Origin of the sequence: Desulfovibrio ferrophilus (assembly GCF_003966735.1) — a bacterium.
Taxonomy (GTDB): domain Bacteria; phylum Desulfobacterota; class Desulfovibrionia; order Desulfovibrionales; family Desulfovibrionaceae; genus Desulfovibrio_Q; species Desulfovibrio_Q ferrophilus.
The window spans coordinates 2,006,016-2,020,089 of the sequence record NZ_AP017378.1; the positions used below are offsets into that span (position 1 = coordinate 2,006,016).

A 14,074-nucleotide genomic window follows, 5' to 3' on the forward strand; every position below is an offset into this window, starting at 1 on the left:
AACTCCTAGGTGGGAATGCGAACCGTAAAGCGGGTACCACCGGAACGAGACAGTTCAAGGGTCCCGCCAACCTGGGCGACCAATCCGCGGACCAGTTCCAACCCAAGAGACTTGGGATGGTTCAGGTCCACATCGTCGGCCAGGCCCACACCATCATCCATGACCACCAATTCGTAGTTGCCTACGACCTTGCTGAATACAATGGAAATGGTACCCGGACCTCCTTCGGGGAAGGCGTATTTCAACGAGTTGGTCAAAAATTCAGTCACGATCAGGCCCACAGGCATGACCTTGTCCGGCTCCAATTCCATCTCCTCGCAATCCAGTTTCAACTCCACTCCCGGAGGAAAAACATAGGACCGCAACAATGAATCCGTCAGGCTTTCAAAATAATCCCTGGCGGCGATTGTATCAAGATGTTCCGAACTGTAGAGCTTCTCATGAACCTTGGCGATGGAGACCACGCGACTGCGCACGGCCTTCAGAGCCTCCACGCAGGCTTCATTCTCGATATGCATGGATTGCAGAGCCAGCAGTCCGCAAATCATATTCAGATTGTTCTTGATGCGATGATGAATTTCCTTGAGCTGCAGCTCCCGGTCCTCGGCCTGAGAACGGAAACCGACCATCATGTCGTCGAGGTTGCGCTCCATGGCTTTTTTCTCGAGGACAATCTCAATCACGGCTTTGATCTGATCATTCTGGCTGGGCTTCAAGATATAACCATAGGGATGAACAACCTTGGCCCGATCAACATGAGCATCATCGCCATAGGCGGTGAGCAGGATCACCGGAATATCCATCTTATCCTGAATCTCGCCACAGGCGGTGATTCCATCCTTTTCACCCGGCATCACGATATCCATCAGCACCAGGTCCGGCCGCAGCTCTCGTGCCAGACGCACGGCATCATCGCCCGTGGAGGCCTTGCAGACAACATCGTAGCCCAGAGTCGTCAGCAATTCTTCCAATTGCGTAATGATGACAGCTTCGTCATCAACGACCATGATTCTGTATTGGTTCCGCTCGGGGTTCGTCATGAACTGGATTCTCCCTTCTCATCGTCATCAAAAGATATGGTGACTGTAGTGCCATGGTCCGACACAATGTGCAACTCACCTGAAAGCTGGAATTTAACAATATTTTTCAGCAATTTAAGCCCAACAGAGCTGAGCTCCCTATCCAGCTCGCCATCCGGGATGCCCTGCCCCTGATCGCTAACCTGAATAACCACTCGACCGTTCTGGCCTCTCTGGACGCTCAACATCAGTGAACCAGCCTGCCCCATCGGATATGCGTGCTTGAAAACATTCGACAGGACCTCCGAGAGCACCAGTCCACAGGGGATGGCCTTGCTCAGCGAAAGATGAATTTCCTCAAGCTCAAATTCTGGCTGGATGGCTTTGGCTCCATACATCTGAGCCAATTGCCACGTCAGCATGCGGGCGTAATTGGCAATATCGATGGAATCAAAACGCTCGTACCCGTAAAGTTGCAAATGGATCATGGCCATACCGTGAATCTTGGACTGGGTATCACGCATGATCTCGCGGGCCCGTTCATCCTCGATACGACGCCCCGCCATGTCGAGTAGTCCGGTAATGATCTGAAGGTTGTTCTTGACCCGGTGATGCACCTCTTGCAGCAATAGTTCCTTTTCCTTCAGGGAACGGCGAATCTCTTCCTCGGCCTGACGGCGCTCCGTGATATCGATGGTAATCCCGGCCAACCATTCCATCTCACCATCCGCACCCATGACCGGGAAAGCCCGCTCGCGGACCCAAATCCAATCGCCCTGCTTGCGCCTGATGCGATATTCAATCTCGCGAACTTCAGGGCGGGGCCGGGCGTAGGTTCGCTGAACCAGGCGCCTGTCATCGGGATGAATGGCCTGCGCGAAGGAGAAAGGATTCCGGTACAACTCCTCACGAGGCCCAACCTGACGCTCATAGGCCTCATTCACATACAACACTTGTCCACGATTCGGGGTACTGATCCAGAACACATCCTGAACCGTATCTGCAATGAGCCTGAACTTACGCTCGGAATCACGCAGAGCCGTCTCCGTGAGCTTGCGGGCAATGGCACTGCCCACAATGTTTGCAGCAGCCACCAATGCCTCGATCTCCGCATCCAGCCATTGGCGTTCGACCTTGCAGTCGTCAAATCCGATGAATCCCCACCAATCGTTCCCGGCATAGACAGGGACCACAACCAAGGATTTGATTCCCTGAGGTTCAAGAATCATCCGGTCGCCCAAAGGCAGATCACACACCCGCCCATGCAGTGGCTGACGAGCCTCGAGTGTCTTCTGCAGGGTATCCAGGCCATAGTCAGCGTAAGAGAGTTTATCCAGGACTTCATTATCGATTTGAGGTTCGATTCCGGGGCTGCACCACTCAAAGCGCTGGCTCATGCACAGCCGTTCCTGCTCATCCAGAACATTCTCGAACATATAAGCCCGACAGGCCCCCGCTGCAGAGCCAAGACTGGACAGGATCTCCTGCATGCATTCGGTCCACATGCTGGTCTGCAAGAATTTTTCTGCGGCGAGGCCCACTGCTTCCAGTACCGCATCCCGGCGAAGCAGAGAGCGTTCAATCTGCTTGCGTAGGGATATATCCTCCAACACACATGAAAAATACTTGGGTTCGCCGTTCTCATCCCGAATCGTCGCAACCGTCACGTTGATCCAGGTCGCCACTCCATTCCTCTTTTGATAGCGCTGTTCCTGCTTGAATGACGAGATCTCGCCGCTGAGCATCTGATCACGGAACTTCAGACTTTCTTCCAGATACTCTGGATGCACAAATTCACTGAATTGCCTGCCTAGCAGTTCCTCCCGCGCATAGCCGATGATATCGCAGAGTTTGTCGTTGACGCGCAGCCATGCGCCTTCCACCGAAATATGCGCCATACCCACTGCAGCTTGCTCAAATGTCGCCCTGAAGCGTTCTTCACTCTCTGCCAGCTTGCGCTCGGCGAGCAGGGCTTCGGTGATATCCCTGGTAAATACGGCGAAACGGACAACAGTCCCGAACTCGTCATGCACGGGATAGACTCGATGCTCCAGGCTCTGCCCCCCGCGCTGTTCGGTGAATTGCACAGCTTCATCAGCCTGACGCACCTGCAACAACCGCTGCCAACGGTCATGCTGCCGAGGACTGCCATGGAGCGCTTCGATTCTTTTACCAACCATATCCTGCGGTTTCAGATCAAACACGGCCGCAGCCTTGGCGTTGGCAGCCAGCACGACACCCTCGATATCCAGAAGCACCATCATGTCACTGGTGGCATCGGACAAGGCACGTAAAGTCCGTTCACTTTGCCGCAGAGAATTCTGGGCAAACATCCGGCGCTCTTCCACGGCAACGGCAGAGGAGACTACAGACAGCAGCCATTCATCCTCTTCAGTCAACAGACGGTCATCGGTATACACCACACACAGACTGCCCACGACCTCTTTCTCGGTACGAACAGGAACGCCTACATAAGTTTGCAACCCATAGGCCCGGACATTGGGATCACTCTCTCCGTAGGGGGAATCCTGAAGGTTACGCACCAGCAACACACTGTCCTGGGCGTTTTCGATAACATCCGCACAGATGTGTCCATCGGCGTCATCCACGAGGGGCATATCCGCAGGTACATTCCAATGCCCCGCGACGATCAGTTGCCTGCCTTCACGACGATTATACAAGGAACAGGCACCGCCCAACATCTCGCCGCACAGGGCGACAAGGCTGGAAATATTCTCATCCGGTTCGCTCCCGAAACGGAGCAGGCAGTCATTGAAACGTTCCAGACGCAGACGCATTTCCTCGCGGCTGGTCACATCGGTACAAACACCCAGCACGGCACGCCCCGGCACGTCCGCGGGAAAGGGTACGGCGGAGTATTCCAAATGCCGCGTCCTGCCATTGGCGTCTTCCAGACACAACTCCGCAACTTGAAACGGTGTGGCGCCACTGAACACCGGCTTTTCGAGCTGAGCAAGGGAACGATCCACTCGCTGCCCCTCCGGGCCGGAACAACGTCCATGAGCCAGGTCTTCCATGGAGCATCCATAGAGTTCGGTGGTTGCCCGGTTGACCATCAGAAACCGACCATCCTCATGGCGTGCATAAATGGCATGTGGGACCAGATCGATCACCCGACGCAGGCGGCTTTCGCTTCTGGCCAACGCGGCCTCCGCCTGCTTCTGCTCGCTGAGATCGATGATGAACGCCAGGCTCGCAGGCTCTCCGTCCCAGTCCACCAGCGAGCCATAGACGCCCACCCAGCTAAAATCGCCATGCTTCTTCAATAGCCGATAGCTGTAGTAAACTTCATTCACTTTCCCGTCGAAACGCTGGGCAAGCATCTCGACAACCATGGCACGATCTTCGGGATACACGAAATCAAGCACCTGACGCCCGATCACCTCCTCTGCCGTATATCCGCTCCGCTCCAGCATCACCGGATTGGTGTAAACAATCCCGTCTTTGCGAGACACCACAACACCCACGCGAGAAGTATTGAGGATGGATCGCAACCGGCCTTCGCTCTCCCGAAGGGCTCGTTGCGCCTGTTTGATCTCCGTGACATCCTGCATGATTCCCACAAGAAAACGCTCTCCCCCCGGGGCGAGATACCGACTCTTGAGGGTCAGGCAGTGGGTCTTGCTTCCGGGCCAGGGGGGGTGACTTCATAGGAGATCGTCTTGCCGGTATTCAGGACGTATTCATCCTTGTTCCAAAGGAAATCCACATACTCGGGAGGATAAGCGATAGAATCAGTGTTTCCGAGCATCTCAGCGCAGGGTTTACCCACGACATCCCCGGCAGCCTTGTTCAAGTAGACCCAACGATGTTGCGCATCCTTGATGAAGATGGGCGAGCGCAGCGTGTCGAGCATGGCCCGCAATTCCAAGTCACCCGGAACCCCATCCGACGAATATTTCAGGGCGAGTTGCCGACGCAGCTCGGCAAGCTCTTCGATCAACTGTTGTTTGGTCTTTTTTGAATCGTCCACAGCATGTCCCGGCAGAGAAAGGCACAGACCGGGTCAGACTGACCGGGCTCTGTTAATGATCATGATCTACTATCAGTTTCCCATCACCGCTACAACCCGCGCCACAGTCATGACTCGCAGAATTTTCTTATATTTCAACGCAAATAAATGATCATTTACCATTGTCTCAACATTGCTTTTTACGTACAAACGGTTGTAATGATCGGGCAAATCTATCCACTACAGGGCAAGCGCCCCACCTTGTTCGCACCAAGCCTCATGGCTGTGGGCACTCTGTTACTGTTGCCCGGCAAGGCCCATGGCGCCTCTCTCCCGTTCACCGGCGATGCCCCTCTACTGATCGCTCTCGGTGTGTGCCTGGTGGTCATAGCGGTGCTGACCATACTGATCCATACCCTTCGTCGCCACAAACTTCGCTGCTTGGAACAGAGCAACGAATACGACGCCCTTGTCGACGCCTTCGACGGGCAGCTCTATATCTGCTCCCCGGACGGAACCGTTGAGTTCATGAACCCCGCCATGATCAAACAGATCGGAAGGGACGTCACAGGCGAGCCCTGTTACAAGGCTCTCTTTGGCCTGGAGGAAACCTGCCCCTGGTGCGTCAACGTCAATCTCTTCATCAACGAGACCGCCCGTTACGAGTTTCATGCCCTGTGGCACAGCACGTGGTTTGAAGCCGTCTGCGCCCCGGTCAAACGCAGAGATGGAAAAATTTCCAAGTTGGTGATGTTGACTGACATCTCCAAACGCAAAGAGATGGAAAATCACCTCCGCATCTCCGAGGAACGATATCGCACCATCGCGGAGCACACCCACGCCATGGAGGTCTGGCTCGGGCCTGAAGGCGAACACCGCTACACCAGCCCAGCCTGCAAGCATGTCACCGGATACGGCACAGAAGATTTCGACAACGAACAGCACCTGATGGCCAGTCTGGTGCACAGAGATGACCTCTCAAAGTGGAATGACTTCCTGACCGGTGACTTGGGAGACTCCCTGGACTTCAGAATCTTTCGTCATGACGGGGCCATGCACTGGCTGAACGCGGCGCGCCATGAAATCATCGGACAAGACAATCTCTCCCAGGGATTACGGCTCTCGATACGCGACATTACCGAGCGCAAATTGCTGGAGATTCAACTCCGCTATCAAGCACTGCACGACAATATGACAGGCCTGGCCAACAGGGTGCTGGCCTCTGATCGAATCTCCCAGGCCGTACAGCGCGCCAAACGGCGCGAGCACTATCATTTCGCACTGGCCTTCGCAGACATCGACCGGCTCAAAGTCATCAACGACAGCTTCGGGCATCGCATCGGTGACAAGGCTCTGGAGCAAATCGCTGCCCGCATGCACAAAAGTGTACGCAGCCTGGACATGGTTGCCCGGTACAGCTCAGACCAATTCATCTTCCTGTTGGAGGAACTGGACAAACCGCGCAAGGCCATCAACATCATCAACCGAGCCCGTGCCGCCATCGAAGAACCTCTCAATATCGATGGGCATGAACTGAACATGACAGCCTGCTTCGGAGCGGTACTCTTTCCCCCTCCCGAAGATGACGACGCCGAGCTGATCCGAAAGGCCAACATTGCCCTGCATCTGGCCAAACAGGCCGGCTATGGCAAGCTCAAGGTCTTTGTGCCGCACATGCTGGACAAGGCCGTTGAATTGATGACTCTGGAAAACGATCTGCGCCGGGCAGTAAGCGGCAATGAGTTCTTTGTTGAATACCAGCCCATTCTTTCCCTGCATGATTCCAAGCTCATCGGTTTCGAAGCCCTGGTCCGCTGGAACCACCCCGAACGCGGAGTGATCTCCCCTGCGGAATTCATCCCCCTGGCCGAGGAAACAGGATTGATCATGGTTCTGGGCCGTCATGTTCTGGAGGAATCCTGCCGGACCATGAGTGCCTGGCGTGAGACCATGCCTCAGGCGCAAGACCTGGTGCTTTCAGTCAACCTTTCGGCTCGCCAGTTCACGCAATCTGACCTGGTGGATAGCATCCGCGAGATTCTGAAAACAACAGGAATGCCCGCAGACCGGCTCAAGCTGGAAATAACAGAGACCACCATCATGGAAAACGCCGAAGCCGCCGTGGACAAATTGAATCGACTGAAGGAACTGGGCATCCAGATTTCCATCGACGATTTCGGTACCGGCTATTCATCCATGAGCTATCTCCAGAAATTCCCTCTGGACCACCTGAAGATCGACCTGTCCTTCGTCAAGCGCATGGACACCACCCCCGAGAACCGCGAGATCGTCAAGGCCATCATCAATCTGGCCCACAACATGGGATTGCAAGTCATTGCCGAGGGTGTTGAGAAATCGAGCCAGCAGGACATCCTGAATACCCTCAAATGCGAGTACGGACAGGGATTCTACTTCTCGCGCCCCGTTCCTGCGATCGATGCCAAGGCCTACATCATTGGAGATGCCCTGGCCGAACCCGAGGGCAAGCCACAAATGGTCATCACGCAAGTAAACACAAAACCCTAACAACACCTGAAACTGGCCCTGAAATTGCTGTTGGAGGATAGAGCAAACCCCCAACCCAATGACAGGTGATCCATGTTTCGACGCACCCTTGCCCTCCTTTCCCTGCCCCTTCTCCTGCTGGCTACAGCCTTGGCCGCAATAATCTTTACGGCACCATCCGCAGCTGGAAATAGCAACTTCATCAATGATTACAGCGTATATCAATATACAGCCATTACCCTCACCCTGATCAGCATTCTGGCTCTGGCCGCCGGCGGAACCGCATTGGCAGTGACAGCCAAACGCCGCGAATCCGCCTTGGCGGCCCTGCTCGCAGCCAAGACCAAAACACATAGAGTAGACAATTTTGTAGACTTTCAAAACTTACTAAAAGACATTATTGTGGAAAACGACGACTATGTAAGATCTATTGCCCAAATGAATACCGAGACAGAACAGCTTCGCACCGAACTCTCCATTGCCCAATCCCAAACGCAAACGGCTCGTCGACATGGTGAGGCCGCCCGCTGCCAGAGCCTGCAAAGCGCCTCCGGCACCCTGCACACTGCCATTACCAATATTCACGGCGCAGCAGGAGAACTGCAAACCGCAACCATGAGCGCCAGTAGCGGAGCACGCGACCAACAACGCTTATCCAGCGAATCAGCCTCCGCCATGGAGCAGATGAACGCCTCTGTTGCTCAGGTAGCAGAAAGTGCGGAAGCCGCAGCAGTGGCTGCTGACCGGGCTATGGAAGAAGCCCAGGCAGGGGCCAGTGCCGTGGATGAAACCGTTGCCGCCATCCAGGCCGTGAATGAGCACACCGCAGAATTGTCCGAGGTTGTCTCGGGACTGGGCGTGCAGGCCGAAGGCATCGGACGCATCATGAATGTTATCGCGGACATTGCAGACCAGACCAACCTGTTGGCCCTCAACGCCGCCATCGAAGCCGCCCGTGCCGGGGATGCCGGACGCGGCTTTGCCGTCGTGGCCGACGAGGTACGCAAACTGGCTGAAAAAACCATGGAAGCCACACGGGACGTCGGGCAACAGGTCGAGGCCATCCAGGGTGGTGTGGATCGCACCCGCACGGGCATGACCGCTGCTGCCGCCATCGTTGAGCAGGCCACGGAGGTCGCTCGACGCTCGGGGACAATGCTGACCACCATCGTTGAACTTGCTGCTGAAAATGCCGACCAGATTCGCTCCATTGCCACAGCAGCCACCCAGCAATCAGCTGCCAGCGAGCAGGTCACTCGCGCCGTGGCTCAAGTGGACAACATCTCCCAGCAGACCAACGAAGGCATGGAGACCTCCTCCCAGGCCCTTGAAAACCTCCTCTCTGGGGTATCGGAACTCGATGGCCTGAACGGAGCCTTTGACCTTATGGGCACGGGAAAGGTTCAGCAGGCCCTCAACCAGCTGGCTGAATCCGCAGACATCCTTTCCATGACACCGGAGCGCCAGGAGACGGCCATGCGCCAAACCATCGCGCAGAGCGCCTTCCTCGAACTTCTGTATCTGACTGATGCCAAAGGCATCCAACCCTGTTCGAATATCCCGCGTCCCGGCCAGGAGTCCCCACATGACGCTCGGGCCAAGGGCAAGGACTGGTCTTCACGACCATGGTTCACGACAGCCATGGAGACCGGGACCATGGTCATTTCCGAGGTCTATGTCTCCCAGGCCAGCGGCGAGCGATGCATCACAGTCTCCACTCCTTTCGGCGACCAGGACAAGCCCTCGGGCGTCATCGCCGCGGACGTGACTCTGGGATAGTTCGCTGGCCTGTTCATCAGGCTTCTGGACGATCACGAGGTTCTCGGGTATCCGTTGCCCACGGAGGGGTTACATCGTGGCCGGAGGCACAGGCTTTTCGCAGCTCGAATGGGACACCATCCCCGGAGCCTATGAAACGGAACTGGCATCCGTTCTGCGTCTTGATGCGTCCAATTGCTGCAACAGCTACCTGCTGCGTTCACCGGAATATGCCATTCTGGTGGATCCCGGGACCGACTCCGACGAGGCTGACGCCCTGGCCGGGCTGATGGCGCAGTTCACGCGCGAGATGCCGCGCCAGGCCATGATCTGCCTGACCCATTGTCACGCAGACCATTGCCTCGGGGCCTCGCGAATTCTGGATACGCCCGGGCTCATCATTTCCCTTGTCTGCCACAAGCTGGCCGCTGATGCCCTGCGCAATCGCGACGCTGACCTGACAGGCGCAACAGTTCTGGACACCGCGACACCGCATGCGGCCAAAGCCATCGCCCTGTTTGCCCTGCCCACCTCGGCAGGAGTCGCACGGGACATGGAAACACCGGGCGGAAGCCTGCGTTGTCTGACCATCCCCATTGGCCCACGCGATGCGCTTCAGGTCTACCACACACCGGGCCACAGCCCGGATGGGCTCTGCTTCCGGGTCGGGGGCGCACTGATTACCGGCGACATCCTCTGCCCCGAAGAACCCGGAATGCCCAGACTACCGGGCCACGACCCCGAAGAACTGGAGCACACGCTAAACAAATTGCTCTGGCTGCTGGACCACGCCAATATCGTTGCGATATACCCGGGACATGGCACCCCCATGAACCGGACCCAGGCCGGAGAACACTTTCGAGCCCTGCGAGCCAAGCTGAACGCATAAAGCAGGACGATCATTCACTCCACAGCTCCGGGACAAGCCCCGAGCCTTGCCACAATCGAACAAGAACTTTCCAAGGGAACCAACATGGGCCAACGCAAAAAAGACGAAGAATTTGATGAGTTTGATGGCGAAGACATCCGCAAGAGCAAAACGCAACGCAAACGCGAGATGATCGAACTACAAGCCCTCGGTGAAAAGCTGTGCGCCATGCCCAACGAAAAAATCAAGGCCATGGACATCCCCGAGGCCATTCGCGAGGCCGCGCTTTTTGACAAGACCGTAAAAAAGCACGAGGCCAAGCGCCGCCATCGCCAGCACCTGGGCAAACTCATGCGTGCAGAGGCCGACAATATCGATGCCCTGCGTGAGGCCATGGAATACGTGGATCAGAAAAAACATCAGAACGATGACCGCTTCCATCAACTGGAAGAATGGCGCGAACGCCTGATGGATGGTGACGACGAACTCATCGAGGAAATCGTTGCCGCCAACCCGGAGGCCGACCGCCAGCGCCTGCGCACCCTGGCCCGCAACGCCGCGGGCGAGCGCAAGGCCAACAAGCCCCCCAAGGCTTTTCGCATCTTATTCAAATATTTACGGGAAGTGAGTGGACAATAGCATTCCACCCTCGCTCCTCACCATTTTGCAGGCCACTGATCTTTTTTCGGTGGCCTATTTTTTTACTTGCTTTCCTCTCCAAGCCATGAAATGGACAATCAAGGGTTCTGCGCGCTTTTGTCAGCGCGCGCCGAAACACCTTGGTCGGACTGAAATCAGCCGGCCGCACGCAGCTGCCCCGGACCCCATGATTTTGGCAGCCGCCCCAGGAGCAAAAAGATTTAATGGCACCGAAAAAAACCCAAAAACACTATGACGTCATCATCGTTGGCGGCGGACCAGCCGGACTCTTCTCCGCCTGGTACCTGGCCAACAACTCCAAGCTCAAAATCCTGGTGCTGGAAAAGGGCAAGCAGCCGCTCAAGCGCAACTGCCCCATCGGCGACGGCCAGGAATGCGTCAAGTGCCGCCCTTGCAATATCCTTGCAGGCATGGGCGGGGCTGGCCTGTTCTCCGACGGCAAGCTGAATTTCATCCCCATTCTCGGCAAGACGGACCTGACCCAGTTCCTGCCCATCGCCGAGGCTCAGGCCCTGATCGATGAGACCGAGGATATCTTCAATGCCTACGGCATGGACGGCCAGGTCTTCCCCACAGACATGGAGAAGGCCAAAGACATCCGCAAGAATGCGCTGAAGCATGGCGTGGACCTCTTGATCATCAAGCAGAAGCATCTGGGCAGCGACAATCTGCCCGGTCATATCAATGGCATGGTGGAAGACCTGAAAGCCAAGGGCGTGACCATCCAGACCTCCGAGGAGGTCAAGGACATCATTGTGGACGGCGACCATGTCACCGGCGTGCTGACCAAGCGCGGCGGCTACTACGCCGACAACGTGATCCTGGCCCCGGGCCGGGTGGGTGCGGAGTGGACCGCCAAGGTCGTACAGAACCACGGCGTGGGTGTGACCCAGCGCGGCATCGAAGTCGGTGTGCGCGTGGAAGTCCACAACGACATCATGAAGGACCTCTGCGAGATTGTATACGACCCCACGTTCTTCGTGCGGACCCGCAAATATGATGACCAGACCAGGACCTTCTGCACCAACTACGGTGGATTTGTGGCCCTGGAAAACTATCAGGATTTCGTGTGCGTCAACGGCCACGCCAACATGAATATCAAGAGCCAGAACACCAACTTCGCCTTCCTGTCCAAGGTCGTGCTCACCGAGCCCGTCTCCGACAACCAGGCCTACGGCGAGTCCATCGGGCGGCTGGCAAGCATCATCGGCGGAGGCAAGCCCATCCTGCAGCGTTTCGGCGATCTGCGCCGCGGTCGCCGCAGCACCTGGGACCGCATCCGCAACTCCTACATCGACCCCACCATGAAGGACGTGGTGCCCGGCGACATCGCCATGGCCCTGCCCGAGCGCATAGTGACCAATCTGGTCCAGGGACTGGAACAGTTGAACTACGCCGTCCCCGGTGTCGCCAACGACGAAACCCTGCTCTACGCACCGGAGATCAAGTTCTTTGCCACCCAGGTCAAGACCAGCAATGAACTGGAGACCTCCATCAGAGGCCTGTTCGTGGCCGGAGATGGTCCGGGCGTGGCGGGCAACATTGTTTCGGCCTCGGCCACGGGTATCATCCCGGCCAAGGAAATCGTCCGCCGCCAGGGCTAGCTCCCCGGCATGACAGAGCGAGAGCCACCAGACGACACAAAGCCCCTGCGCCTGATCGGTGCGGGGGCTTTTTCATTCAGATCAACAAAGCCCGGGCCGAGCCATCCTCCCTCCCCAAAAACTCCCCGCCCCTTGCTCCACTCCCGTGCAACTGTTACGAGAAATATGAAGATTCTGAATCCCGTAACGGTTCTAGTCATCCGAGGGGGGGCACGCATATGGCCATCATCTACGCTCTGGGTATTTTCATCGTCGTTTTTCTGGCATGGCATTTTTACATCCACAAAGTCTTGAAGGATATGGTCTTTTCGAGAATGACACAGCAGCCGATCATCGTTACGGTGCTCTCGATGGTCTCGTTCATCGCCGCGCTGCTCATCGTATGGACTATTTCCGGCATCTCGGTGCTGCAATACCTGACTGCCGTAATGAACCAGACTGGCCCCTGACCCGGCCCGCGAGTAAAAACCACGACCGCCTCATGACAAGGCGGTCCAGCCATCTTTCAACCCAAGCTTCAGGAGGAGTCGCAACCCCATGCCCGGACCAAGCCAGACCGCGCCCATGATCAAATCCATGATGGAGAACATCGAGTCAGCCCGCGAAATCGCCCAGGAAGAAATCAAGGCCCTGAAAAAGGACCTGACCACCCTGGAACGCATCCTTGCCGGGCGCAAGAAGGACACGGAATTCCCGCTCATCGACATCGCCCACAGCGCTTTTGAGATCTTCCGCACCTCCTCATTGGTTCTGGAAAACGAGCGCCTGCTGGGCGAGATGCAGGAAGCCGTGGACCAGGCTCTGGCCGAAGATTTTCTGACCTCCAATGGCGCAACACTTTTGACCGAGCCCGAAGGCTGGCACTACATTTCCCCCAAGGGAGTCATGCGCTTTCTGGGAGCACCGGACGAAACCATTGCCGCTGCCACCAAGATCAAGCGTTACCTGCCCAAAACGCCTGCTGCCCCCAAACCCAAGGCGGAAAGCGGCGACTAGCCCCTCGCCAAGGAGGGCACCATGCGTCGCCCTGTTGTTGAGGTTTTGTTACGACTGGCCGGGTCCAAACCCGGCCCCATGCGCAAAGCGCTGTCCCTAGCCATCGGTGCGGCGCTGTTCCTGTGCGGAATTCCCCTCGGGCTGCTCATGATTCTGGAGCCGGCGCTTCAGCAAATGGGCAATCCCTGGCCCCGCTGGCTGGAAATTACCGTGGGGGCTCCATCGCTCATCAGTAGTATCCTGCTATTGTCCTGGGCGGTACGGACCCAGTGGAAGCACGGTGGCACCCCCGCCCCCACGGCACCGACGCAGCGCCTGATCACCACAGGCCCCTACGCCCGCACCCGCAACCCCATCCAATTGGGAGCCATGCTCTACTGGATGGGATTGATGACGCTCATCTCATCACTCACAGCCGGCCTGATCGGTTTCCTGTTCGGGCTACTGGCCGGCAGCTTCTGGCATCGGCATGTGGAAGAACACGAACTCGCCGCGCGCTTCGGCCCGGCTTATGACCGCTATCGCCGCAAGGTCCCCTTCCTCTTCCCCCGGATTTGGCCACGGCGCTGATATTGCCATGCTGCCCGGCAGAGAGGACAACTCCTTCTTTCATCAAAGTCACCCAAGCCCTCCCGGCTCGGTACCCCCCTCTCCGCCCAGGCCAGCCTCACACACCCCACCCTGCTCGCGC

11 protein-coding genes are annotated in these 14,074 nt (G+C 56.9%); 8 read left to right on the plus strand and 3 right to left on the minus strand.

Annotated elements, in window-relative coordinates:
- Positions 1–5 precede the first annotated feature (5 nt).
- The 3 genes from EL361_RS09380 to EL361_RS09390 are packed head-to-tail and all read right to left on the minus strand — an operon-like array spanning position 6 to position 5,013.
- Entirely contained in the window at positions 6–1,040 is a 1,035-nt protein-coding gene (locus EL361_RS09380; protein ID WP_126378832.1) for a response regulator, read from the minus strand.
- Positions 1,037–4,594: a PAS domain S-box protein gene (locus EL361_RS09385; RefSeq protein ID WP_232034922.1), complete on the minus strand. Its 3,558-nt coding sequence runs from the start codon at positions 4,592–4,594 to the stop codon at positions 1,037–1,039. The genes EL361_RS09380 and EL361_RS09385 overlap by 4 nt, the downstream gene beginning before the upstream one ends.
- 53 nt (positions 4,595–4,647) lie before the next feature.
- Positions 4,648–5,013, minus strand: a complete 366-nt coding sequence (locus EL361_RS09390; protein ID WP_126378836.1) for a PAS domain-containing protein — start codon at positions 5,011–5,013, stop codon at positions 4,648–4,650.
- 198 nt (positions 5,014–5,211) lie between these two features.
- Here EL361_RS09390 and EL361_RS09395 point away from each other — a divergent pair, with 198 nt between their 5' ends.
- The 8 genes from EL361_RS09395 to EL361_RS09430 all read left to right on the plus strand — a co-directional run bounded on the left by EL361_RS09395 (position 5,212) and on the right by EL361_RS09430 (position 13,953).
- Positions 5,212–7,518: an EAL domain-containing protein gene (locus tag EL361_RS09395; protein WP_172961697.1), complete on the plus strand. Its 2,307-nt coding sequence runs from the start codon at positions 5,212–5,214 to the stop codon at positions 7,516–7,518.
- 72 nt (positions 7,519–7,590) lie between these two features.
- A complete protein-coding gene (locus EL361_RS09400) occupies positions 7,591–9,276 on the plus strand; it encodes a methyl-accepting chemotaxis protein (RefSeq protein ID WP_126378840.1) in 1,686 nt (561 codons plus the stop codon).
- 76 nt (positions 9,277–9,352) lie between these two features.
- A complete protein-coding gene (locus EL361_RS09405; protein WP_172961698.1) occupies positions 9,353–10,144 on the plus strand; it encodes an MBL fold metallo-hydrolase in 792 nt (263 codons plus the stop codon).
- Between the two features lie 84 nt (positions 10,145–10,228).
- Positions 10,229–10,762 carry a ribosome biogenesis factor YjgA gene (gene yjgA, locus EL361_RS09410; protein WP_126378844.1) on the plus strand — a complete coding sequence of 178 codons (534 nt, stop codon included), beginning with the start codon at positions 10,229–10,231 and terminating at the stop codon, positions 10,760–10,762.
- 224 nt (positions 10,763–10,986) lie between these two features.
- Positions 10,987–12,387: an NAD(P)/FAD-dependent oxidoreductase gene (locus EL361_RS09415; RefSeq protein WP_126378846.1), complete on the plus strand. Its 1,401-nt coding sequence runs from the start codon at positions 10,987–10,989 to the stop codon at positions 12,385–12,387.
- A 218-nt stretch (positions 12,388–12,605) separates the two neighbouring features.
- Positions 12,606–12,836 (plus strand): hypothetical protein, encoded by a 231-nt coding sequence (locus EL361_RS09420; protein WP_126378848.1) that lies wholly within the window; start codon positions 12,606–12,608, stop codon positions 12,834–12,836.
- Between the two features lie 88 nt (positions 12,837–12,924).
- Positions 12,925–13,383 carry a hypothetical protein gene (locus EL361_RS09425; protein ID WP_126378850.1) on the plus strand — a complete coding sequence of 153 codons (459 nt, stop codon included), beginning with the start codon at positions 12,925–12,927 and terminating at the stop codon, positions 13,381–13,383.
- A 21-nt stretch (positions 13,384–13,404) separates the two neighbouring features.
- Positions 13,405–13,953, plus strand: coding sequence for a methyltransferase family protein (locus tag EL361_RS09430; RefSeq protein ID WP_126378852.1), 549 nt, complete (start codon positions 13,405–13,407; stop codon positions 13,951–13,953).
- Positions 13,954–14,074 lie beyond the last annotated feature (121 nt).

Excerpts from the sequence above, each read along its gene's own strand:
- EL361_RS09380 (WP_126378832.1), bottom strand. The coding sequence starts at position 1,040 with ATGACGAACCCCGAGCGGAACCAATACAGAATCATGGTCGTTGATGAC.
- EL361_RS09385 (WP_232034922.1), bottom strand. The coding sequence starts at position 4,594 with ATGCAGGATGTCACGGAGATCAAACAGGCGCAACGAGCCCTTCGGGAG.
- EL361_RS09395 (WP_172961697.1), top strand. The coding sequence starts at position 5,212 with ATGATCGGGCAAATCTATCCACTACAGGGCAAGCGCCCCACCTTGTTC.
- EL361_RS09400 (WP_126378840.1), top strand. The coding sequence starts at position 7,591 with ATGTTTCGACGCACCCTTGCCCTCCTTTCCCTGCCCCTTCTCCTGCTG.
- yjgA (WP_126378844.1), top strand. The coding sequence starts at position 10,229 with ATGGGCCAACGCAAAAAAGACGAAGAATTTGATGAGTTTGATGGCGAA.
- EL361_RS09415 (WP_126378846.1), top strand. The coding sequence starts at position 10,987 with ATGGCACCGAAAAAAACCCAAAAACACTATGACGTCATCATCGTTGGC.
- EL361_RS09420 (WP_126378848.1), top strand. The coding sequence starts at position 12,606 with ATGGCCATCATCTACGCTCTGGGTATTTTCATCGTCGTTTTTCTGGCA.
- EL361_RS09425 (WP_126378850.1), top strand. The coding sequence starts at position 12,925 with ATGCCCGGACCAAGCCAGACCGCGCCCATGATCAAATCCATGATGGAG.
- EL361_RS09430 (WP_126378852.1), top strand. The coding sequence starts at position 13,405 with ATGCGTCGCCCTGTTGTTGAGGTTTTGTTACGACTGGCCGGGTCCAAA.